Source organism: Pseudomonas siliginis, from assembly GCF_024072275.1.
Classification (GTDB): Bacteria; Pseudomonadota; Gammaproteobacteria; order Pseudomonadales; family Pseudomonadaceae; genus Aquipseudomonas; species Aquipseudomonas siliginis.
Genome location: NZ_CP099598.1, coordinates 1,323,942 through 1,345,340, shown reverse-complemented (window position 1 = coordinate 1,345,340; position 21,399 = coordinate 1,323,942). Strand labels below are relative to the sequence as shown.

Annotated in this window: 27 protein-coding genes and 2 pseudogenes; 3 read left to right on the top strand and 26 right to left on the bottom strand. The window is 59.6% G+C overall.

Annotated features, from left to right (window positions below; translation table 11 throughout):
* Window positions 1–34 precede the first annotated feature (34 nt).
* The gene (fpr, locus tag NF676_RS06410) at window positions 35–814 is read right to left on the bottom strand and encodes a ferredoxin-NADP reductase (RefSeq protein WP_007908723.1); all 780 of its coding nucleotides are present in this window, start codon (window positions 812–814) and stop codon (window positions 35–37) included.
* 132 nt (window positions 815–946) lie between these two features.
* On the opposite strand from fpr, the gene NF676_RS06405 reads away from it, so the two are divergent.
* On the top strand, window positions 947–1,873 hold the full coding sequence (locus NF676_RS06405) for a LysR family transcriptional regulator (protein WP_024011881.1): 927 nt from the start codon (window positions 947–949) through the stop codon (window positions 1,871–1,873).
* Here NF676_RS06405 and NF676_RS06400 read toward each other — a convergent pair.
* The 3 genes from NF676_RS06400 to NF676_RS06390 form a co-directional block, all read right to left on the bottom strand.
* Window positions 1,870–2,232: a diacylglycerol kinase gene (locus tag NF676_RS06400; RefSeq protein WP_016771411.1), complete on the bottom strand. Its 363-nt coding sequence runs from the start codon at window positions 2,230–2,232 to the stop codon at window positions 1,870–1,872. The genes NF676_RS06405 and NF676_RS06400 overlap by 4 nt on opposite strands.
* Window positions 2,233–2,306: 74 nt before the next feature.
* Window positions 2,307–2,957, bottom strand: a complete 651-nt coding sequence (gene erdR, locus NF676_RS06395) for a response regulator transcription factor ErdR (RefSeq protein ID WP_016771412.1) — start codon at window positions 2,955–2,957, stop codon at window positions 2,307–2,309.
* Between the two features lie 223 nt (window positions 2,958–3,180).
* The gene (locus tag NF676_RS06390; RefSeq protein ID WP_252887404.1) at window positions 3,181–3,927 is read right to left on the bottom strand and encodes a tRNA-uridine aminocarboxypropyltransferase; all 747 of its coding nucleotides are present in this window, start codon (window positions 3,925–3,927) and stop codon (window positions 3,181–3,183) included.
* A gap of 189 nt (window positions 3,928–4,116) precedes the next feature.
* Here NF676_RS06390 and NF676_RS06385 point away from each other — a divergent pair, with 189 nt between their 5' ends.
* Complete coding sequence (locus tag NF676_RS06385; protein WP_007908738.1) at window positions 4,117–4,542, top strand: PA3611 family quorum-sensing-regulated virulence factor; 426 nt, start codon at window positions 4,117–4,119, stop codon at window positions 4,540–4,542.
* Here NF676_RS06385 and NF676_RS06380 read toward each other — a convergent pair whose 3' ends face one another.
* On the bottom strand, window positions 4,543–4,740 hold the full coding sequence (locus NF676_RS06380; protein WP_016770569.1) for a hypothetical protein: 198 nt from the start codon (window positions 4,738–4,740) through the stop codon (window positions 4,543–4,545).
* Window positions 4,741–5,081: 341 nt separating this feature from the next.
* Here NF676_RS06380 and NF676_RS06375 point away from each other — a divergent pair, with 341 nt between their 5' ends.
* Window positions 5,082–6,197: an LOG family protein gene (locus tag NF676_RS06375; RefSeq protein ID WP_041478084.1), complete on the top strand. Its 1,116-nt coding sequence runs from the start codon at window positions 5,082–5,084 to the stop codon at window positions 6,195–6,197.
* Window positions 6,198–6,257: 60 nt separating this feature from the next.
* On the opposite strand, the gene recX is transcribed toward NF676_RS06375, so the two are convergent.
* From recX to NF676_RS06275, 21 genes and pseudogenes are all read right to left on the bottom strand, one after another.
* Window positions 6,258–6,728: a recombination regulator RecX gene (recX, locus tag NF676_RS06370; RefSeq protein WP_041478085.1), complete on the bottom strand. Its 471-nt coding sequence runs from the start codon at window positions 6,726–6,728 to the stop codon at window positions 6,258–6,260.
* 8 nt (window positions 6,729–6,736) lie between these two features.
* Complete coding sequence (gene recA / locus NF676_RS06365; RefSeq protein WP_024011876.1) at window positions 6,737–7,795, bottom strand: recombinase RecA; 1,059 nt, start codon at window positions 7,793–7,795, stop codon at window positions 6,737–6,739.
* 83 nt (window positions 7,796–7,878) lie between these two features.
* Window positions 7,879–8,379 carry a CinA family protein gene (locus NF676_RS06360; RefSeq protein WP_252887403.1) on the bottom strand — a complete coding sequence of 167 codons (501 nt, stop codon included), beginning with the start codon at window positions 8,377–8,379 and terminating at the stop codon, window positions 7,879–7,881.
* Window positions 8,380–8,446: 67 nt separating this feature from the next.
* Complete coding sequence (locus tag NF676_RS06355) at window positions 8,447–8,959, bottom strand: lysis system spanin subunit (RefSeq protein WP_252887402.1); 513 nt, start codon at window positions 8,957–8,959, stop codon at window positions 8,447–8,449.
* Window positions 8,938–9,504, bottom strand: coding sequence for a glycoside hydrolase family 19 protein (locus NF676_RS06350; RefSeq protein ID WP_252887401.1), 567 nt, complete (start codon window positions 9,502–9,504; stop codon window positions 8,938–8,940). Before NF676_RS06350 ends, NF676_RS06355 begins: the two co-directional genes overlap by 22 nt.
* Before the next feature lie 36 nt (window positions 9,505–9,540).
* Entirely contained in the window at window positions 9,541–9,756 is a 216-nt protein-coding gene (locus tag NF676_RS06345; RefSeq protein ID WP_081932444.1) for a hypothetical protein, read from the bottom strand.
* Window positions 9,757–9,765: 9 nt separating this feature from the next.
* Window positions 9,766–10,968, bottom strand: a complete 1,203-nt coding sequence (locus NF676_RS06340) for a carbohydrate binding domain-containing protein (protein ID WP_041478217.1) — start codon at window positions 10,966–10,968, stop codon at window positions 9,766–9,768.
* A gap of 91 nt (window positions 10,969–11,059) precedes the next feature.
* Entirely contained in the window at window positions 11,060–11,497 is a 438-nt protein-coding gene (locus NF676_RS06335; RefSeq protein ID WP_041478088.1) for a phage tail assembly chaperone, read from the bottom strand.
* Between the two features lie 9 nt (window positions 11,498–11,506).
* Window positions 11,507–11,935 (bottom strand): gp53-like domain-containing protein, encoded by a 429-nt coding sequence (locus NF676_RS27725; RefSeq protein ID WP_420480644.1) that lies wholly within the window; start codon window positions 11,933–11,935, stop codon window positions 11,507–11,509.
* Between the two features lie 75 nt (window positions 11,936–12,010).
* A pseudogene (locus NF676_RS06330) lies at window positions 12,011–12,211 on the bottom strand (hypothetical protein); the annotation flags it as partial.
* A gap of 210 nt (window positions 12,212–12,421) precedes the next feature.
* Window positions 12,422–12,841: a tail fiber assembly protein gene (locus NF676_RS06325; RefSeq protein ID WP_252887400.1), complete on the bottom strand. Its 420-nt coding sequence runs from the start codon at window positions 12,839–12,841 to the stop codon at window positions 12,422–12,424.
* Window positions 12,842–12,858: 17 nt separating this feature from the next.
* Complete coding sequence (locus NF676_RS06320; RefSeq protein ID WP_052392154.1) at window positions 12,859–13,740, bottom strand: gp53-like domain-containing protein; 882 nt, start codon at window positions 13,738–13,740, stop codon at window positions 12,859–12,861.
* A gap of 13 nt (window positions 13,741–13,753) precedes the next feature.
* Window positions 13,754–14,353 (bottom strand): YmfQ family protein, encoded by a 600-nt coding sequence (locus tag NF676_RS06315; protein ID WP_041478090.1) that lies wholly within the window; start codon window positions 14,351–14,353, stop codon window positions 13,754–13,756.
* Entirely contained in the window at window positions 14,341–15,387 is a 1,047-nt protein-coding gene (locus tag NF676_RS06310) for a baseplate J/gp47 family protein (protein WP_056783281.1), read from the bottom strand. Before NF676_RS06310 ends, NF676_RS06315 begins: the two co-directional genes overlap by 13 nt.
* On the bottom strand, window positions 15,377–15,775 hold the full coding sequence (locus tag NF676_RS06305; protein ID WP_056783279.1) for a phage GP46 family protein: 399 nt from the start codon (window positions 15,773–15,775) through the stop codon (window positions 15,377–15,379). Before NF676_RS06305 ends, NF676_RS06310 begins: the two co-directional genes overlap by 11 nt.
* The gene (locus NF676_RS06300) at window positions 15,775–16,284 is read right to left on the bottom strand and encodes a phage baseplate assembly protein V (RefSeq protein WP_056783277.1); all 510 of its coding nucleotides are present in this window, start codon (window positions 16,282–16,284) and stop codon (window positions 15,775–15,777) included. The genes NF676_RS06305 and NF676_RS06300 overlap by 1 nt, the downstream gene beginning before the upstream one ends.
* Window positions 16,285–16,435: 151 nt before the next feature.
* Complete coding sequence (locus NF676_RS06295; RefSeq protein WP_252887399.1) at window positions 16,436–17,485, bottom strand: phage baseplate assembly protein; 1,050 nt, start codon at window positions 17,483–17,485, stop codon at window positions 16,436–16,438.
* A gap of 3 nt (window positions 17,486–17,488) precedes the next feature.
* Window positions 17,489–18,727, bottom strand: a complete 1,239-nt coding sequence (locus tag NF676_RS06290; protein ID WP_252887398.1) for a DNA circularization protein — start codon at window positions 18,725–18,727, stop codon at window positions 17,489–17,491.
* A pseudogene (locus tag NF676_RS06285) lies at window positions 18,714–20,613 on the bottom strand (phage tail tape measure protein). Before NF676_RS06285 ends, NF676_RS06290 begins: the two are co-directional and overlap by 14 nt.
* A gap of 130 nt (window positions 20,614–20,743) precedes the next feature.
* Window positions 20,744–21,040 (bottom strand): phage tail assembly protein, encoded by a 297-nt coding sequence (locus NF676_RS06280; RefSeq protein WP_150743329.1) that lies wholly within the window; start codon window positions 21,038–21,040, stop codon window positions 20,744–20,746.
* Window positions 21,037–21,384, bottom strand: a complete 348-nt coding sequence (locus tag NF676_RS06275; protein ID WP_007908779.1) for a phage tail tube protein — start codon at window positions 21,382–21,384, stop codon at window positions 21,037–21,039. The genes NF676_RS06280 and NF676_RS06275 overlap by 4 nt, the downstream gene beginning before the upstream one ends.
* Between the last annotated feature and the right edge of the window lie 15 nt (window positions 21,385–21,399).

Genomic DNA, 21,399 nt, shown 5'->3' with positions numbered 1-21,399 from the left:
TGCCTGCCAAGGCAATGGGGGCTTTTTGTGGCGCTTACTTCTCGACGAATGCACGCTCGATCAGGTAATCACCCGGCTCGCGCATCCGCGCCGAGATCTTCAGGCCGAAGCTGTCGAGCACTTCGCTGGTCTCGTCGAGCATGCTCGGGCTGCCGCAGATCATCGCGCGGTCGTCCTGCGGGTTGATCGGTGGCAGGCCGATGTCGCTGAACAGCTTGCCGCTGCGCATCAGGTCGGTCAGGCGGCCCTGATTCTCGAACGGCTCGCGGGTCACGGTCGGGTAGTAGATCAGCTTGTCACGCAGCGCCTCGCCGAAGAACTCGTTCTGCGGCAAATGCTCGGTGATAAATTCGCGGTAGGCGACTTCGTTGACGTAACGCACACCGTGAACCAGGATCACTTTTTCAAAGCGCTCGTAGGTTTCCGGGTCCTGAATGACGCTCATGAACGGCGCCAGACCGGTGCCGGTGCTCAGCAGGTACAGGTGCTTGCCCGGGTTCAGGTCATCAAGAACCAGCGTGCCGGTAGGCTTCTTCGAGATGATGATCTCGTCGCCTTCCTTCAAGTGCTGCAGCTGGGAGGTCAGCGGACCGTCCTGCACTTTGATGCTGAAGAACTCGAGATGCTCTTCCCAGTTCGGGCTGGCGATCGAGTAAGCGCGCATAAGCGGGCGGCCGTTGGGCTGTTGCAGGCCGATCATCACGAACTGACCGTTCTCGAAGCGCAGGCCCGGATCGCGGGTGCACTTGAAGCTGAACAGAGTGTCGTTCCAGTGATGAACACTGAGGACACGCTCGTGGTTCATGTTGCTCATGTACGTTTGACTCCTGGAGATTGGTCTGCGCGGCTCAATGAGGCTCAACGTGCGCAATTGCATCGCATTCTAATAGCGACGACAATATCTGTTAACTGGATTATTAAGATAAGGGTTATCGGTTATATCGATATGCGATTTACTCTCCGTCAACTGCAAGTCTTCGTTGCCGTCGCCCAGCAGGAAAGCGTATCCCGTGCTGCGGGTCTGCTCAACCTCTCGCAATCGGCGGCCAGCACTTCGATCACCGAGCTCGAGCGCCAGTCCAGCTGCCAGCTGTTCGACCGCGCCGGCAAACGCCTGAGCCTCAACGCCCTCGGCAAACAGCTGTTGCCGCAAGCGGTGGCCCTGCTCGACCAGGCCAAGGAAATCGAAGACCTGCTTAATGGCAAATCCGGTTTCGGCTCGTTATCAGTGGGGGCGACGCTGACCATAGGCAACTATCTGGCCACCCTGCTGATCGGCAGCTTCATGCAGCGCCACCCGGAAAGTCAGGTCAAGCTGCACGTGCAGAACACTGCCAATATCGTGCAACAGGTCGCCCACTACGAAATTGATCTGGGTCTAATCGAAGGCGATTGCAGCCACCCGGACATCGAAGTGCAGAGTTGGGTCGAGGATGAGCTGGTGGTGTTTTGTGCGCCGCAACATCCGCTGGCCAAACGCGGCAGTGCGACAATGGAAGAGCTGACCCATGAGGCATGGATTCTGCGGGAACAGGGTTCCGGCACGCGGCTGACCTTCGACCAGGCCATGCGTCACCATCGCAGCGCGCTGAATATTCGTCTCGAGCTGGAACACACCGAAGCGATCAAACGTGCAGTGGAATCTGGCTTGGGGATTGGCTGCATTTCGCGGCTGGCGCTGCGCGATGCCTTCCGGCGCGGCAGTCTGGTGCCGGTGGAGACGCCGGATCTGGACCTGGCCCGGCAGTTCTATTTCATCTGGCACAAACAGAAGTACCAGACTTCAGCGATGCGCGAGTTTCTCGAGCTGTGCCGAGCATTCACCGCCGGGGTGCAGCGCAGCGACGAGATCGTCTTGCCGACCATCGCTTAAAGCAGAATCACCGCCCACACCAGTCCGATCATGCTCAGCGCCACGAACTGCGCGGCGCTGCCCATGTCCTTGGCGTTCTTCGACAGCGGATGCAATTCCAGCGAGATGCGGTCAATGGCCGCTTCCACCGCCGAATTGAGCAGCTCGACAATCAGCGCCAGCAAGCAAACCGCGATCAACACCGCCTGCTCGACCCGGCTGACATTGAGGAAGAATGTCAGCGGAATCAGCACCACGTTGAGCAGCACCAGTTGGCGGAATGCCGCTTCGCCAGTGAAGGCGGCGCGCAGGCCATCGAGCGAATAGCCGGACGCGTTGAGGATGCGTTTCAGGCCGGTCTGGCCCTTGAAAGGTGACATAAGAAAGAAACCAGCCAAAAAGGTGTGGGGAAGCTAGATCAACGAAAGTCAAAAAAGCGTGAAACCGCCAGCCATCACTGGCTCGGAATTGACTCAAGTTGTTGCAGCAGTAAAGCCGCTTGCGTGCGAGTGCGCACGTTCAATTTGCGAAAGATCGCCGTGACGTGGGCCTTGATGGTCGCTTCCGACACGCTCAGCTCATAAGCGATCTGCTTGTTCAGCAGACCTTCGCAGACCATGGTCAGCACGCGGAACTGTTGCGGCGTCAGGCTGGCGAGGCCATCACTGGCAGCTTTCGCCTCATCCGACACGCTGACTGCTTCGAACGCTTGCGGCGGCCAGAACACGTCGCCATCGAGCACCTTGCGCACCGCTTCCTGAATCACGCTCAGATCGCTGGATTTGGGAATGAAGCCACTGGCGCCGAACTCGCGGGATTTGACCATCACCGAAGCTTCTTCCTGGGCCGAGACCATCACCACCGGAATCTGCGGATACTGCCCGCGCAGCAGCACCAGCCCGGAAAAACCGTAGGCGCCGGGCATATTCAGATCCAGCAGGACCAGATCCCAGTCAGCCTTTTCAGTCAGGCGAGCTTCCAGTTCGGCAATGCTCGCCACCTCCACCAGTCGCACGTCCGGGCCAAGGCCCAGCGTCACCGCTTGGTGCAGGGCGCTGCGAAACAGGGGGTGATCATCGGCAATCAGGATGTCGTATGTGGCCATTTTTCAAATGATCCTGTTTTTGATGGCAGACGCGGTAGATTCCGGTCTGGCCAAAGCAACTCGAGACAACGCTTGGAAGCGATATCCACAGGGGCACGTTCGACGCCAATCAACAGCAAACACGGCGTCTCAAACCTTGGCCGCACCCTAATCGGCGCCAAGCATGCCCAGCGCAGCCGGGGTGGTCAAGCAAGATGGCCAGCGCTGTCGACAGTATGGGCCACTATCGGGCCAACGCCGGCTGCGGCTTTCGTATATAGGGCAGCAGCTCGGCATGGGCGGGCGTCGATTCATTCATGTCCAGTTGCTGCTTGGCACCGAGGTAATGCTGGCTGAACACATCGAAATAAGCATCCAGCGCCGAGGCGGCATCGCTGTCACCGGCCAGCTCCAGGCACAACGCAGCGACTTCGGCGGTGCACAGGTGCTCGCTGCGGGTCGAACGGCGCAAGCGATAGCGCGAGAGTTTGTCGGGCAGCAGGCTGAGGATTGGCAAGCGGTCGAAATACGGACTCTTGCGAAAAATCTTGCGCGCCTCCGTCCAGGTCGCATCGAGCAGAATGAACAGCGGGCGCTTGCTGCTATCGACTGCCACCGTGTTGGTCACCCGCGACGGTTCGACATACTCGCCCGGAAACACCAGGTACGGCTGCCATTGCGGATCGTTGAGCAGTGCAAGCATCTGCGGGTCGGGCTCGGTGCGTGACCAGATGAACGCATGGTTGTCGCGCACCACATCGGCAATCAGCCAACCGGTGTTGCTTGGCTTGAACACTTCCTTGCCGGTCATGATCAGGCACACGCCGGAACGGGTGTCGACGCTTGGCCGCCACGCGCACAGGCAATGACTGATGATCACTCGGCAATCGCGGCAACGCTCGGAGCGAAAGCCGCGCGTCTGAATCGGCTTGATGCCTTCGTCCTCGCGCTGATCGCGCAGGCGGGCCACGGCGTTGGGGGCATGGTTCATCGCAGGCAACACCGGCAGACAGGGAAACTCGACACGAACGACACTCGGCAGGGCAATAAAGGCCGGCAGTTTACCAGAGCGACGGCCACAAGCCTGTACCGTCCAGACCGGCTCCCCTATAATTCGCCGCCACTGAACGCACCGCCCCGTGACGGGTCGAACCACCAGTCACCGAATCAGGAGAGTTTCATGCTGCGCCTTATCGTTCCCACCGCTGCCATTCTGCTGGCGTCGTCCTTTACCGCTCAGGCTGCGTCCCTGAGTGAGCAGAATCTGAACCGAGAGCTGCGCAACGTCGCCGCCCAAAGCAGCGTCGGCACGCCACGGGCGATCAATGAAGACATTCTTGATCAAGGCTACACCGTCGAAGGCACGCAGCTGATCAACCATCTGAGCGTGCAAAAGAGCCACGCCGACAAGATGCGCGCCGATCCCAAGGCTGTGTATTTCCAGTTGGGCGCGTCGGTGTGCAACAACCCGTCGTACCGCAAGCTGATGGCCAAGGGCGCGATCATGCGTTACGACTTCACCGAAGTGAAAACCAACAAAGCGATCGGCTCGGCCAGTTACCAGGAATCCGATTGCCCGAAAGCCGCGCCAGCGAAGAAGAAGTAATCAGCGCGAAGCCTTGGCGCGCCGCTGCTCATCCTCGGCGCGCAATTCCGCCACTAGCGCCTGCAGATAGCGCGAGCGACGCTCGCCGCCGGCCAATCGTCGGCAGCACTCTTCTTCGAGACTCAATTGATGCGTCTCGGCCGACTCCTGCAACATTCGATACAGCTGCGTATCGATCTCCAGAACCACTCTGACCATGCATCCCGCCTCCTTGCCACCCACGAATCCTTGAATTGCTTTGCCTTGCGCAAGCGCAAGGTTGTCTTGCGACGTCTGTATTTGAGTAAATCAGAGTGATGGCCCTTTGCGATACGTTCAGACGAGCGGCGGGGCTTTGGCGCAAATCAGTAAGCGGTTGCCAGACAAAACGTTACAGCGCACTGTTCAAGTCAGCGCGAATGCGTGCGAGGGTCTAGATTGAGAGTATTCCCGATCATTCGTTAACGGCAGAAATGGAACTGCCGGCCCTGCGTGTTTTTGCAGTGCGACCCGGACGCTGGTTGTCCGGGCTACCCGCCCTGTACAGAAGGAGACGTTGAATGCCTTATCAACCGAACGACCTCTTGAGCCGTCATTTTCAGGAAAGCGGCGACCTCATCAGCCAGGTCGAAGCCCAACTCAGTCATATTTCCACCAACAGCCCGAACATCCCCATCTACCGTGACATGATCCTGACCGTGCTGCGCATGGCTCAGGAAGACCACAACCGCTGGAACGCCAAGATCACCCTGCAAGCCCTGCGTGAACTGGAGCAAGCATTTCGTGTACTCGAGCAATTCAAGGGGCGGCGCAAAGTTACCGTGTTCGGCTCGGCACGTACGCCAGTGGAGCATCCGCTGTATGCAATGGCCCGCGAACTCGGCGCAGCACTGACACGCGCAGAGATGATGGTCATCACCGGCGCCGGCGGCGGCATCATGGCCGCCGCCCACGAAGGAGCCGGACGTGACCACAGCCTCGGTTTCAATATCACCCTGCCCTTCGAGCAACATGCCAATCCCACCGTCGACGGCACCGACAATCTGTTGCCCTTCCACTTTTTCTTCACCCGAAAACTGTTCTTCGTCAAAGAGGCTGACGCGCTGGTGCTGTGCCCGGGCGGGTTTGGCACCCTTGATGAAGCGCTGGAAGTGCTGACGCTGATTCAGACCGGCAAAAGCCCATTGGTGCCGGTGGTGTTGCTGGATGTTCCGGGCGGGACGTTCTGGCAAGGCGCGCTGGACTTCATCCGCAATCAGCTGGAAGAAAACCGCTACATCCTGCCGACCGATATGAAGCTGATGCGACTGGTCTACAGCGTTGAAGAAGCGGTGGAAGAGATCAATCAGTTCTACAGCAACTTCCACTCCAGCCGCTGGCTCAAGCGGCAATTTGTGATTCGCATGAACCACAAGCTCAGCGACCAGGCACTGGCGCGGATGCAGGAGGAGTTTGCTGATCTGTGCCTGAGCGACCAGTTCCACCAACATGCCTACAGCGGCGAAGAACACGACGATGCGCAGTTCAGCCATCTGGCACGGCTGGCCTTTGCCTTCAATGGCCGTACCCATGGTCGTCTGAGGGAGTTGGTGGACTTTATCAATCTGCCGGAAAACTGGGCCGATTCAAAACCGCCCACTGCACAACGCTCACTCGAGCCTTTCAACGTGATTTGAAGGCAAAAAAAAGGCCCGCTATTTTTTTAAAAAATAGCGGGCCTTTTTTGTTGAATCGGTCTAATCGTCCATCCCTCGACCGCTGAACAAGCGGTTGATCATCTCCATCGAGAACCCCCGATACGCCAGAAACCGGCCTTGCCTGGCCCGTTCTTTCGCATCAATCGGTAAATGTCCGGAGAACTTGCGTTGCCACGTATCCTGAAGCTGCGCCTGCCAATTGATACCACTTTCGCGCAGGGCGATTTCGATATCGGTACGTTGCAAACCCCGCTGGCTGAGCTCCTCGCGAATTCGCAGAGGGCCATAGCCGGAACGGGCGCGGTAGGAGACAAAACTTTCAAGGTAACGGGCTTCGGAAAGCAGACCCTCTTCCGTCAAACGGTCGAGGGCTGTTTCGATCAGCTCCGCCTCGGCGCCGCGCTGACGCAGTTTACGCGTCAACTCGACTCGACCATGCTCGCGACGTGCGAGCAGGTCCATGGCGGTTCGCCGCACCGCGACGAGGGTATCCAGTACGGCGGTGGTCATCGCTGGTATCAGAGATCAGCGTCGGCCAGGTCGTCTTCGGTCTCTTTGACCGCCGAGGCCTTGGAATCCGCGATCACCGCTGGCGACAGCAGCTTGTCACGCAGCTGCTTCTCGAGCTTCGCGGCGATTTCCGGGTTGTCCGCCAGGAACTTGGCCGAGTTGGCCTTGCCCTGACCGATCTTGGTGCCTTCGTAGGCGTACCAGGCGCCGGACTTCTCGACAAAACCGTGCAGCACACCCAGATCGATCATCTCGCCGTTGAGGTAGATGCCTTTGCCGTAAAGAATCTGGAACTCGGCCTGACGGAACGGCGAAGCCACCTTGTTCTTCACAACCTTGACGCGGGTTTCGCTGCCGACCACTTCGTCGCCTTCCTTCACCGCACCGGTACGGCGGATGTCGAGACGAACCGAAGCGTAGAACTTCAACGCGTTACCACCGGTGGTGGTTTCCGGGCTGCCGAACATCACGCCGATTTTCATACGGATCTGGTTGATGAAAATGACCAGGCAGTTGGCGTTCTTGATGTTACCGGTGATTTTACGCAGCGCCTGAGACATCAGACGTGCTTGCAGGCCGACGTGCATGTCGCCCATTTCACCTTCGATTTCAGCCTTCGGTACCAGTGCCGCCACGGAGTCGACGATGATCACGTCAACGGCATTGGAGCGCACCAGCATGTCGGTGATTTCGAGGGCCTGTTCGCCGGTGTCCGGCTGGGAAACCAGCAGGTCGTCAACGTTGACGCCCAGCTTGCCGGCGTACTCTGGATCGAGGGCGTGCTCGGCGTCGACGAATGCGCAGGTCGCGCCGGCTTTTTGCGCCTGGGCGATCACGGACAAGGTCAGTGTGGTTTTACCGGAGGATTCAGGACCGTAGATTTCAACAATACGGCCTTTTGGCAGACCGCCGATGCCGAGTGCGATGTCCAGACCCAGAGAGCCAGTAGAGATGGCCGGGATCGCCTGACGGTCCTGATCGCCCATACGCATTACGGCACCCTTGCCGAATTGACGTTCGATCTGACCCAGGGCCGCAGCCAAGGCTTTCTTCTTGTTGTCGTCCATTAAAGTCCTCACGTAATCAATAAGGCCTGACGGCCAACACCTGTATAAGTAGCCAGTATTATTCCACAGCGTTCGAAGATCGCCTACCCCTGATTTTCGATTTCTCGTGCCGCTAGTCGCACAAGCCCCTCTAGCGCGGCCTTCACCGTTTGTCGGCGGACTTCATCACGACCGCCGGGGAAGTGCTGAACCTCGCTATAAACCTCATCGCCCACACCCCAGGCCAGCCACACCGTGCCCACCGGTTTGTTCGGCGTGCCACCGTCGGGGCCGGCGACACCGCTGACCGCCACGGCAAAATGCGCCAGGCTGTGATGCTGCGCACCACGCACCATGGCCTCGACCACCTCGCGACTGACCGCCCCTACCGTTTCGAACAAATCGGCCGGCACATCCAGCTGCCGGGTTTTCTGCCGATTGGAGTACGTCACGTAACCTGCTTCAAACCAGGCCGAACTGCCCGGAATCCGCGTAATCGCTTCGGCGATACCGCCACCGGTACATGACTCGGCGGTAGTGACATGAGCATTGAGCACTTGCAGACGTCGGCCCAGTTCTGCGGCCAGTTGAGTGGTCTCTTTCACGGCGAGCTCCGAATCGTGTGGAATGCCTTCACCGTACACGAGCCGGCCATGCTTTCAATACACAAGATCATTCAAGATGTTCGGGCGCCAGCGCTCTGACATAGGCCTGACAGGCCTGCAACGCAATCAATCCACGGTCGCCGGTGTCGGTGATGGCGATAATTCGTTGAGCATGCGCCGGGTCAAGTCGGGCGCGTACGGTTGCAGGATCCACGCCGCCGGCGGCGGCTGGCACCGCACAGCCGTGGGCAACGTCGCCGGCATCGAGAAGGACTGACAGCCGCACATCGGCAGTAGCAAGGCGATCGCGCAAGCGATCCTGATCACGTTGGGCATCGCTCAGCGCTCGATAATGGGTTTGCTCACTGGCCGCGAGCCGCTGCTCCAGTGCCAGGCGTCTATCCTGCTCGGCCTGTTGCGCGGTGGCGGCGGTCTGCGTCAGTTGATTGAGGGTTTCGGCGTTTAACCGCGCCTGCTCGGCCAATTGCCGCCCGTAGCGCCAGTCCTGAAACTGCCATGCCGCTGCAAACGCCCCGGCCACCAGCAGCAACAGACCCATCACGCGCCAGGAGCCGGACATAGCACCGCCCTCGCCCGCGCCCAGATTTGCAGACGATCCTGCAAGCCGTTCAACCCGCCGTTGATCCGCCGGGTGATGGTGTTGAACTGGTCCGCGTCGGCCAGTTCATTCAGGCCCTTCTGCCCCCAGAACCACGCCGCCGATTCGGCGGCCCATTGCGGTTGCTCGAGCAATTCGGGCAACGACAAAAGACGCTCATCGCCAAACAAGCCGAGGCTGCATTGGCGATAGTTGGCGCGACCGGTGATTTGTATGAGCCCGCGCCCTCTGTATTTTTGCCCGTCGCCATCCGCCTCGGGCGTGTTGCCCAGACGCAGCGCCAGCGTACCGGTATCGTATTTGCTCAGGTACTGGTTGTTGCCCAGTTCGCGCACGTAGCGCAATTGGCCGGACTCGTGACCGACCTGTGCGAGGAACGCCGCGATACGTTTTGGCGTATCGATGCGATGCCTGGCCATCGCGGTGTTGAGTGGCGAAACAAAAACGCCCGCTTGGGAGCGGGCGTTGGGCATGATGTCGATAAGGTGTTTTTCAGTTAATTGCATGATGCTTGATCCTCCCTGGATGTTGCCCCGATTGAATCACGGCTGGCGGCTGATGCTTGCCAGCCATTTATTTGCCAGAGTTTTCAGGGGACTGTTCAGGGCTGTTCCAAACGAATCGTTTGCCGGCATTACCTCGCCGCCAGATAAAAGCCAGTCTTGATAATCAAGCCAGTCGCGATTGGTTGGATCTTGCGGGATATAAGCTGCATCGCTCAGCCTCAGTACGCCACATGTAGTCAATTGATAACTCATTGTTTACTCCTAGAGCTCGGCATCCGCAGTCCATTCAATCTGCAGTATCTGTCCCGGAATACTGTCGACCGGTGTCATTGTGCCAAACGCAAAACTTCGCTCGGTCACACTTTGCACGAATGATCCGTTACATGCCTTCACAAGTGAAAAATTCCAGATTTCACCGCTGGCCTCGCCGGGACAATACATCTTGATCGTAGGCTGAACGCGCTTCTGAACCAGCATGGTTACTGCCATCCCGGATTGGGGTGACTTCGCCGCGGCGGCTTGGGTGAATGTGGCGATACAGGTACTTGGGCCGTTGTTTGCCCGGATAGGCAAGCGGTCTGCGAAAGACTTTTCAAAATAGCGCTGACACAGCATCAGTTCTTCCGCAGCTGGTCGATTTTCGAACGGGGTGGAAACTGGTCCTTCTTCCAATTGAATTCTCGCCAGGTCAACCGTTTGCACTAAGTTCAGCGGAAGATCAAAAGCCAGCCTCAGACAATCATTGGCACCGAGCATTTTCCCGGCGATCACAGGTACCTGAAAGGTGGCCGTGTACCTGGTCCAAGCCGTGGTCAACTGAAAGACCTCGACCGCTTTCATCACCGGCTCCGAGCCACCCGTTCCGAAGTACTGGGTGATGAATACCTTCAGCGGCCGCGCAGCATCGGAGCGCGCCCAAAAGGTCACGGTGGCGGTTTTACCGGCCAGGGTTCTGACCGACTCGATATATTGGGAAATTTTGTGCTCAGTGGAACCGACACCGGCTGTTGTCTGCTGCCAACGCAAAAAACAAGCGGGCTCGCCCGACACTTCGGATTGGCCTGGCGCGAAATCCTGGCGAGAGATATTCACCGCAGCATTGCCGTTCCAGTCGCAACGGAAACGATCAGCGACGTAGCCGCCGACATTCGGTGCCTGATTGGTCGTACCGCGTTGCCAGATATCGAATCCGCCGTTGATCAGCAGATTCCTGCGGTAAACCTGCACCGGAAACTGTTGCATTGGATCTGGTTTGGACAATTGCCGGATCGCTTGAGCTAACTGATCAGTTTGCTGTTCGTCCGGGCTCAGCCCCGCTGCGGTAATCGCGCTGAGTATTTCCTGCGTGACACTGTTGCCCCAACTCGCTGGAATCAGCGAGCCGGGTGTACCGGCGATCGCGTCCTCGTCAACGAACTTGCCGTTGACCAGGCCAGCGCCGGGAATGCTTTTTGGGTAATCCACTTTCAGCTCCTTTGAGGTCGCATAAAACGCCAACGCCCGCATAGGCGGGCGTTGGCAAAAATTGCTGTAACACTCTGTTTAACTCGCGTCATCAAGCCACAGCGAGCATTCGCATCAGCCAGTCCGGCGGTAAGGGTCGACTCCCGTTTGCGGGAAAACCCGTGCTCGACGGCCAGTCCCGCAGCTCTTGGCGATAGTCCAGAAGCTCCTGATGGTCCTCAATGCTCAGGCTCATCGGTCTGCCCGCGGTCTCCTCATCCCGATCACGATCAACCAGCCATTGGCTGGCCAACAGCTGCCCGTCGCGCCACTTGCGCGCCAGCATCGAAAGTTCGGCATCCGACAGCGGCGCGGCATCGATCAACACCGGCAAACCATCGGCATCATGGCTGCGGATTTTGCCGGGCGCAGGGTTGCCGATCACAGCGATGAAACGCTCCTCAGTGATCGGTACTGCATCGCTCGGCATGCTTGGATTGATGCCGGACAGGTACACACAGCCTGTGGACTGACTATAAAAACGGTTCATGGTTACTCCTCAGCGTCCGAACGCGATTGCACAAAAGCCGCAAGGCAACAGTTCCGAGTACAACGTGAAACCGTTCTGATTTTTCGCACCCAGCGAAACACTGCCCGGAGCCGATCCATTCAAAGTGGATGGAAATACCGCAAGACAAACGTTGGGAAACGCCAAGGTAAAACTCGAATATGCCCCTTGAATTCCTAAGGTCGAAAGCCCGATCCACTGAATGATGAAACCACCCAGCCAGGAAGGAAAAACAATGTAGCCGTTGGTGGTCAGACTGGCAGAAAAGCCAAAGCGGAGCGTTTTCGGCGTCACGATCGTGGTGGTATCCGCGCCACTGTCGGTCTGCACCTGAGTAGCTATCTTCGCCACTCCGGCAATGCTTTCGCTCGCCTGCACCACGCGCTTGGCGATGGCTTGAAAAACCCGCAACGGAGTCATGCGTTTAACGTTGTCGGTTCCCTGCTCCGCGTCTTGGACACTGGCCACAGGCAACACACTCTGGGTGATTTTCTGCTCGATGGCAGACTTCAATTGAGCGTTGTCCTGCTCATCCGCTGCGAGGCCAGCCGACTGAATCACATTCAGCACTTCCTCAGTGACAGCATTGCCCCACTGCGCAGGAATCAAAGACCCAATGGCGCCGGTCAACGGGTTTTCGTCGACAAACTTGCCGTTGACCAGGCCGGCGCCGGGCAAACTTTTTGGATAATCCATTTCACTTCTCCTTGTGCAAAAAAAACAGCCGTTCACCGGGGCGCCGGAATCAGCGATCCCACTGTCCCGATCATCGGGTTTTCATCAACAAGTTCCCTTTCACCATTCCGGCGCTGGGCACACTGCTTGGATAGTCCATGCGGGGGTCTCCCGTGGTTTTGGGTGACTGTTCACGAAGCAGTTTGTGATGGTTTCACGTCAGAAAGGGCGTCAAACCGGCAACACAGGCCAGTCCACGTTTTGCGGATAACCGGGCTGCCTGTCGATCTTGTTTAGCGCCAGTTTGTAGGTAGCAAAAGCCTTGAACCGCTGCATGTCATCGGCTTCCAACAACCCTGCGATGTAGGCGTCGGCCATACCGACGGTTTGCTGATCAGCTTCGGCCAACAACTCGTCACGCCGCGCCAGCGCCGATGCTCGCTGTTCGCTTTCAACCAACTGCGATGCGTTCGGCAATGCATGTTTGGTGACCTTGCCGTCGGTCCACTTCCAGATGCCGTCGCGCTCCTCGATCGTGCGCAGGAACAGCTCATCGGAGATCTCTACGGCAGTGGCAGGCATCTGCGTGTGAATCGCCGAGTCATAGCGCCCAAGCAGTTCGCCCTGGGCATCAAAGTCAATGTATTTCATTTCATTCACCGTTGATTTCAAAAGCCGATGGCGAACCAGTTCCAGCCGCCAGGGTCAGCATTGGAGAAGCGCTGAAACTGGCTTTGCGAGAGTCGGTAAAGGGAAAAACGCAGGTCGGAGAATGCCGGTGAAAGATCGCCGCCCGAGAGAAAGAGCACGCTTTTGGGAAAGGCAATCGGATAGGTTACGGTTTCGCTGAGTGCGCCGCCCGTGGCCAGTCCCCATTGCAGAATCAGGCCACTGGGCAACCGCTGATAGCCGCCTGCAGTGTTCAAGGAAGCGGTAAACGCTGGCGAGTACTTGAGCGCACCGTCACCAGAATCCAGGCCCCAGCCACCACCGAGCAGAAGCCGGCGAAAAGTAACGTAGCTGCCACCGACAAATGACAATGTGTTATCCGGTGCAGCAGCGCTGGCGGTGCCCAGACTCTCGCCACTCCTGACTTTCACGTTCAAAGCACCGGAACCTGCCACCAGCGACACCAAGCCTCCCGCAGGCACAGTTGACCATTGCGGCAGTGTCACCGTGCCTGGGCTAGTGAAGATCGAAAGTTTGCCGACGTCCGCGACCGTCAACGAAACATCGCCGACGTAGTTGGTTTGCCCGGCCAGACTACCGAGTGCGCGCTGGACGAATTCAGTCGTCGCGACTTTCTGGCTGACATCGAACTGGACCGGGGTCTCAAACAGGTTTTTTCCGCGAATCGCTTCCAGCAACTGCGTGTTCAAGCCTTCGGTCGGTTCGATCCCGGCAGCTTTGATAACCGCCAACACCTCTTCGGTGAGCGCATTGCCCCACTCAGCTGGAATCAACGATCCGGGTGTTCCGGTGACGGGATTTTCATCGACGAAACGACTGTTGACCAAACCGACACCGGGCATGCTTTTCGGATAATCCATCCCTCATCCCTCCCTAGTCATAATTGATGTGCACCTTGGTATGCGCCGGCGCGCTGCGGTGGATCAGGCATTCCAGCGCCGAGCCCGGGTTGACGCCGAAGCGCTCGCCCCAGTAGCTCGCGCCGTAACGGCGGCCGAGCAGCAGGCGGCCGCCGGTGTTGAGCGTCCACATGAACTGCGCTTCCCAGGTGCCCCAATGCGCCGAACCAAACCGGGCGCGGCCCATGCGTGGGGCTTCGTGTTCGGTGATGCTGGCGTTGGGGTAACCCTGGCTTTTGGCGATGTCGAGGTAGTAGCCGACAGCCTGGCTGCCGACCGCGAGCAAGCGGCGGCGTACGGCGAGGCGGCGGTCGTCGAACAGTGGCGTGGCGCCCAGGCACGGGTCGGGCAGGTTCATCACCCGCTCCCAGTCCGGCACCAGTTCGCTGACGCCGGCCGGGTCCATTTCGTTGAGCAGATCGGCGGCGCGCGCATCCAGACGGGCCAGTTCGACGGCGACGCCTTGCAGCACTTCCTCAAGCTCGGGCACCCGCTCCGGATCCCATGCCGGGCCACTGGGCAGCAAGGCGCGCAACTGCGCCTGGTATTGCGCGGCGGTTCTTATGCCCCCCATACGCAACCTCCGAAGGTGAGCAGTTCGCTCTGCCCGGCCGGCACGTCAGCGGCCGGAGCAGTGAGCGTGTGATCGTATTCGCCGCCGGCGCTGCTGATGGCTTCGCGGATATGGCTGATCAGCAGCGGCACACCGAGATCGGCCTCGCGGTTGTGCAGATCGCGCAACTGCGCTTCAACGGCGGCGCGCACGGCGGTGGTGTCCGGATTGACGCTCTTGAAGCGATACACCACCGGCACCTGAACCGGTCGCTGCACGTGCACTTCCGCGGTCACCGGACGCAGCGGTTCGATGTACTCCTGAACCTCCGCCAACTGCTCATCGTTCGGCACCGGTTGCGGGTCTTCATCACGCATGATGAACACCGTCACCGTGCCCGGCCCGAGCAGGCCGCCCCGGCACCACGCCCGCGTCACACCCGGCACTTCCAGCGCCCAGGTTTCGTAGTCGCTGGCCGCGCCACCATGGGGAATCACGCGGTAGGAACGGATGACCCGCGAGCGCAGCGATTCGAGGCTTTCCCGCGCCACACCGCCGCTGAGGCCCGGCGCCAGCACCACGAAGCTGTTGCCGACAATCCCGGCAATCGGCTGCACCTGGGTCAGCGTCAGACCCGCATCAGCGTTGCCCAGACTGCCGGCCTCCAGCGCCGCAATCGTGGTGCTGTTGCTGCCATTGACCGTGGTGCGCGCCGTGGTGACTTTGTAGGTGCGGCCATCGTTCGCTTGCAGCAGAGTGTCGACGTCGAGCACGGCGCCGGGAGTGGCGGTAAAACTGACGCTGCCGGTAGCCACTTGCGCGGCTTTGCGCGGCTGATTCAGGCGCAGCGCGGCGATGCGTTCCAGGGTTGACTCATCGGCTTTGTCGGGCAGGATCTGCTCGGCAATCCAGTCGAGATAACCGTACAAGCCATAAGCGGCGCCGCCGAGGGTGCGGGCGAGCACTTGCGCATCGGACTGGCGCAGCGAATCGCCAGCCAGGTCGCTTTGGGTGCGCTTGATCAGCACCGGCAGCGAAGGGGTTTCAAACGGCATAGATCACCTGCCAACTGTTATCGGGGTTGATGTCCAGACGTTCGCCGTCGGCCAGCGTGAGGACCGTGCGCAGGTTCAGGCGCTGGGCATCGAGGCGTTCGCTGATGATGTCGATGGCGCTGCAGTGGCCGTCGTCGAGCAGCCATTGCAGGGCTTCGCGGGCATAGAACTCGGCGTCCATCTGCGTCTGCCGGGTCAGCTTGACCCGGCGCAGCAGCCACAGCCGCGAGCCGATGCGATCGTCGGCAACCGTGGGAAAACTGTCGCCCCACCAGCCGAAGCGTTCTTCGTCATCGAGGGTGTCGTCATCAGCGGCGCGACGCCAGGTGAACAGACTGATGAGCACGGCGCGGGTCAGTGCGGCGTGGAGGTTCTGGCTGATGAACATCACTGGCCTCCTGCCGGCGCGCCGGTCTGACCGTTGCCGGCCTGCACGCCTACATGCACGTGTTTGATCTGGCTGATGCCGCCAGCCAGTTGATCACCGGTGGAAACGATCTTGCCGGTCTGGTTTATCACCGGCGTGTCGAAGTTCACCGCGCTGCTGGCGCGGATGTTCAGCGTGGCGGTTTCGATGTCGATGATCCGCCCGCGCTTGAAATGAATTTTGTCGCCCTCGTCGGTGTAGATCGCCACTTCACCGGCAGCGAGCGCTTGCAGGCGATAGCGACGGTCGGCGATGACCAGGGCGATGGCGTGGGAACGGTCGCCGCCGATGAAGGTGACGACCCCTTCAGCGCCAGCCAGCGGATGGCTGGTGAAACCGTAGGGTTCGAAGTGTTCGAGGTCGTCGTTGACTTCACCGGCGGTGAGGCGCATTTGCAGCGATTGCAGCTTGGTTGCCGAATTGGCGAGCACGACAGTGCCGCGCGCCAGCAGGCGTGTCAGTAGGCTCATGGGTTTCCTTAGACTTTGTCGACACAAACCCTGTGGGAGCGGGCTTGCCCGCGATGGCGGTGTGTCAGGGAAAAAATGTATTTGTTGTCACGACCGCTATCGCGGGCAAGCCCGCTCCCACAGGGGCCATTGTCGCCAGCAGGATCCTGCGTCAGGCATGGGATTGCTTCGGGGGCGTCGGATCAGGATCAAACGTATGCGGCGGCGCCACTTGCAGCGTGGTCACCGAACCCTGCGCCGACAACGAATAAGTGACCTTGGAAATCAGCATGTCGCCATCGAAATCCAGCACCGGGTCCTTGACCTTGACCAGCGTGTTATGGCGCCACAAATCGCCATTGCTCTGCCGCCAGCCCTGCACCTGATAGGTGGTGGTCTGCGCGCGACCCATGCGAGTCGCGCTTTCCCATTGGGCACGCTGCTGCGCCAACTCAAAGGTCAGTTGCGTGCCTTCGTTGATCACCGTGGTGCGCCGCCGTTTGAAACTCAGGTCGGCCGCCGTCGACTCGACTTCGCTGACCGCCGCGCCGCTTTTCGCATCCGAGCCTTTCTGCTGGCCGATCACCCGATACTCGGAGAACACCTGGCTGAAATCCATTGGCGCACTGGCCGACAAGATATTCTTGCCCAGCTCCAGCGCATCGCTGGCGCGGCCGCCGCTGCCGGGTTTGGCCAACACCAACTGGCCCAGCTCGTTGTCGGTGGAAAACACCCGCAGCAGCGAGAGCAATCGGTCGATCGACTGGAATGCCGTTTCACCCGGCACGATGGTGTGTTTGGTCAGGCGTGTGGTGTCGCTGATTTCATTGACGACCCACAGTCCATATTCGCTCGCCAGATCGCGGACGATAGTCAGCAAGGGTTGTTGCTGCCATTGGCTGGGCAGGTTACGGGCGGCGCAATCGACCAGATCCTGGGTTTTCGAACTGCCTTCGATGGTCAGGCTGATCTGCCGCCCGTCATAGCGGATCGGTGCCTTGAACACGTAACCGGTGAGCACCAGATCCTTGCCGATTTTCACCTCGCAGGGGTCGCCGGGTTTAATCGGTTTGCTCACCGCCTGCCCCGGCCATTGCCAGGTAATGTCGAGCTTGAAGGTGCGGAACTGACGCTCGAGATCGGCGGTGATTTCGACGCTTTTCCAGCCGCCGTATTCCATGCCGTTAACCGTCAGTGTGACGTGGTTATCCAACTCGTCCATGGTTCACTCCCTGGAGACTTTCACATCGCTTTGCGGGAGGTACAACGGATTGGTCACGCCGTTGCGCTGCACGACTTCGGTGACTCGCGTGGCGTCGCCAAACTGTTTGTACGCTATGACCAGTGCTGGAAGGCTTTCCTGAAAGGATTTGCTGACCAGTCGCACGCCCGAGGATGCCACGGCCTTGAGGTGCGCAACCAAGGCATCCTGCACGTCACTGATGGCTTGATAGTGATCAGGATCGGCCTTGTTTTTCGCCCCTTGCAGCGCCTCCACCAAATCCTTTTGCAGCGCCTGCAAATCATCCGTGGCCGGGACTTCCGGGCGGGTGACTTGCTGATGGGCCTGCTGAGCAACGGTGGGCGTCGACGGCAGTTGCAGCGCTCGGGTGGCCACTGGCATCGATGCGACCCACTGCGCCACTTTGACGATCAGCGTGTCCTGCACCAGATCGGCCATCGCCTGCGCTGCGGCATTGGTGTCCTTGCCGGTGGTGATCTTCGGCGCATCAGCCTTGCGAATCGCTTCGAGTTGCTGCGACACGTCGGCGATCACGCCACGGTAGCCTTCCTTGGCGAACGCTTTCAGTTCCTGGATATCGCCGAGCAAACCGTTGAATTCCGCCGCCACTTCCTTGGGCAGCTCTTTCACGGCTTTGACCAGTTCAGTGATCTGGCGGTACTGCTCGATCAAAGGTTTCAATTGCTCCTTGATCACGTCATAGACGCCGGTAAGGCTGTTGCGCAGGTTGGTGATGCCGATCCGCGCAGCCTTGATCAAAGTCATCGCCTGTTCGAAACGCGCCACCGCTGAACCCAGCAGACCGTCGGCCTTGGCCAGGAGCACTTTCTGCGTGCTGACCGTGGCTGTCGGAAACGGCTGGGGTTGGTCGGGATAGAACTTCAATGCGAACGTCACCAGCCCACCGTCCTGGCGGGTGTGGGTCATGTCGCATTCGCCGACCTTGACTTGCAGGCGTCCAAGCCACGGATGCACCAGCTCGCCACGCCCCTGCTCCAGCGCCTTGAGCAGCTTGTCGCGCTGCTCAAGGCAATCGGGGCCGATGATGAACGCGGTCAGATCGTGAGTCTTGGCCTGCTGGCCGAGGTCCTCGAAAAACGGCAGGTCGCGTTGCGGGTATTCATGCAACTGCCCTTTGCGACCGACCGGGGTTTTCGCCTGGTCGATCCAGAAACCGACACCGCGAAAGGATGCCGGCAATAAACGGTCACGCCAGTTCATTGGGAACCTCCCATCGACAGCGAGCGATAGCCGATGCGTGAAGACACGGCCAGGCCCGGTTGATTGGTTTGCGGTTGTTCGGTACGCAGGCCTGCCGGTGCATTTTCGAAGCGCACGGTCAGGCCGCCTTCAAGTTGCGTACGGTTGTTGGCGGCGCTTTGCTGGATCAGCGCGCTGGAGGTGTGTGGCAACGAACCGCTTTGCAGCGTGCCGTTGCCGGCAGTCGCTGCGCTCGCGCCGAAGAACGCCGGTGCGAGCTCACCCTTGCCTTCGGCATTGGTCTCGCGTTGCGCTTGGGTCAGCGTTTCAACCTTGCCGGTGACCTTGGCGATCAGTCCGGCGAAGCCACCGTCGAACAACTCCTTGATCGGCGCAATGACGGTTTGCAGCTTTTGCCACAACTCGCCGAACCACTCGGTGATCGGCCCCCAACTCTCGATGATCTGATCCAGCGGTTTCCATTCGAACAGGCTGTGCAGAAAATCCACGACCGGCGCGGAAAGCGCCAACACGACGCCCCAGATCGCCGAAAAGACCTCACCGATCGGCTGCCAATACTGAGTAATCTGCTCCAGCGGCGACCACTCGAACAGGCTGGTGAAAAAGCCTCTGACCCGCTGCACAGACGTTTGCAGCGCCATCCAGATCGGTTCGAAGAACCCGACAATCCCACCCCAGGCGCTGGTGAGCATTTGCATCGGGAAAAAATCGAACAGTGCCCGCAAAGTATCCCGGGTGCTTTGCACAGCCGATTGCAGCGTCGTCAATATCGGCTGGAAATACGCAACAATGCCTCCCCAGGCGCTGGTGATCATCTGCATTGGCGAGAAGTCGAACAGCGACACGAGGAGTTCTTTAGCCGGTAGCGCGACTTCTCGCAGGCCGCTGAACATCGGTTCGAAGAACGCGACAACACCACCCCACGCATCGGTAAGCATCTGCATCGGCGAGAAATCGAACAGGTTTCTAAGAAATGCCATCACCGGCACACTCAAGGCCTTGAGCAATTCCCAGATCGCCGAGAACAGGCCGGTCAGCGGCCCCCAGTTTTCAATGATCATCCCCGCAGGCGACCACGAGAAAACCGACTTGAAGAAGTCGATCACTGGCGCCGTCACGACCGTGACCTTGTCCCAGATAGCCGAGAAATATCCCGTGACCGGTTCCCACAACGCCGCCAGTGCCGCCAAAGGTCGCCAGTCGAGTACCGAGCGCAACGTCGCCATCGCACTCGCCCCGATGTTTTTCACGCCCTCCCACATCCCTGTGAAGAACGCGCTGATCGGCGTCCAGTTGGCCACGATCAAACCGGCCGCCACGGCAATGCCCAGGGCGATCAGCATGATCGGGTTGGTCTTGAGCACCATGCTCATGACGTCCATCACCTGCGTCATACCGGTGACCGCGGTTTGCATAGCGGAGAAGGCAATTGCCCCCGCCGCCAGGCCTTCAACCAGTTTCGGATTGTCGGCGAGCAGGCTGCCGACCTGCGTCAGCATCGGTTCCAGCCCGACCACCAAGGCCCCCACCGCCGGCACCAGCGCGGCGTCCACCGCCGCCGAAACCTTCTGCATCGACGCACTGAACACGTTCATGTTCTGCGTCGCTGCTGTCGGCGCGGCGGGCAGATCGACGGTTTTCGCCGTGTCGCTGACTTCGCTCAATTTGCCCTGGAACGCTGCGGCCGATTTGATGCCGTCTACAAACGGCGTGATCACGCTGCCGCCGTTGAACAGACCACTGATGTCCAGTTTGCCGAGGCCGGTCTGCTCGAGATTATTTTTAAAACTCTCAACCTTCATGCGCAGGGCGCCCAGTTTGGGCGAGAGTTCATCGATGCCGGTGATCAGCACCGGTTTCGGGGTTTTCTTCTCTTCGTCTGCCATCACTGCACCTGCTGCATCGCATTGATCCGTTGCGCGTGCTCCAGCGATTCGCGAAGCACATCCAGTGGCCTGGCCATCATCTGTTCGGGGTCAACCTTCCAGAACCAGGCCAGGTCATAGGCGACGGCGATCAGGTCGGTGATGGCGCCGACGCCGCACTCATGAAAAAACTCGCAACAGCCCAGCTCAGCGCATTGAGGTCAGCCAGATCCAACTGGTTGACCGACGACGGCGGAATGCCGGCGCACACGGCGATGTATTTGGCCGCCACGTCCATGTCGAGGCTGACTTCTTCGCTCTTGTCGATCTTGTACGGCAGCGCCTTGATCGCTCGCACTTCCTGCACCGTCGGGCGGCGCAGGGTGAGTTCGGTCAGAGGCTCGCCGTGGGCTTCGATCGCTACCTGAAGCTTCACGGCGCCGCTCATTGCCAGGTCCCCTTAATGCCTTCGAATTTCAGTTCGATGGTGGCGTCGTCGCCCTTGGAGACTGGCTCCTCGACCAGATAGGCGCCGGCCAGCACGTAGACTTTGCCGTTGCTGAATTCGCAGGTGACGGTGATATCGGTGCCTTCGATCAGCTTCTTCAGCGGGAAGTCGGCGGTGTGCAGCGCGGTCACTTTGAACGACGGCGCGATGTCGGTTTCCTTGTAGAAACCGGGCACGACGGTTTCACGTTTGACGGCCATCAGCGGGGCTTCGCAGCCGCCATTGATGGTCAGTTGTGCGCCGTCGACCTTGACGTAGCAGGTGCCTGCAATCAGTTGACCCATGGTGTTTCTCCCTTC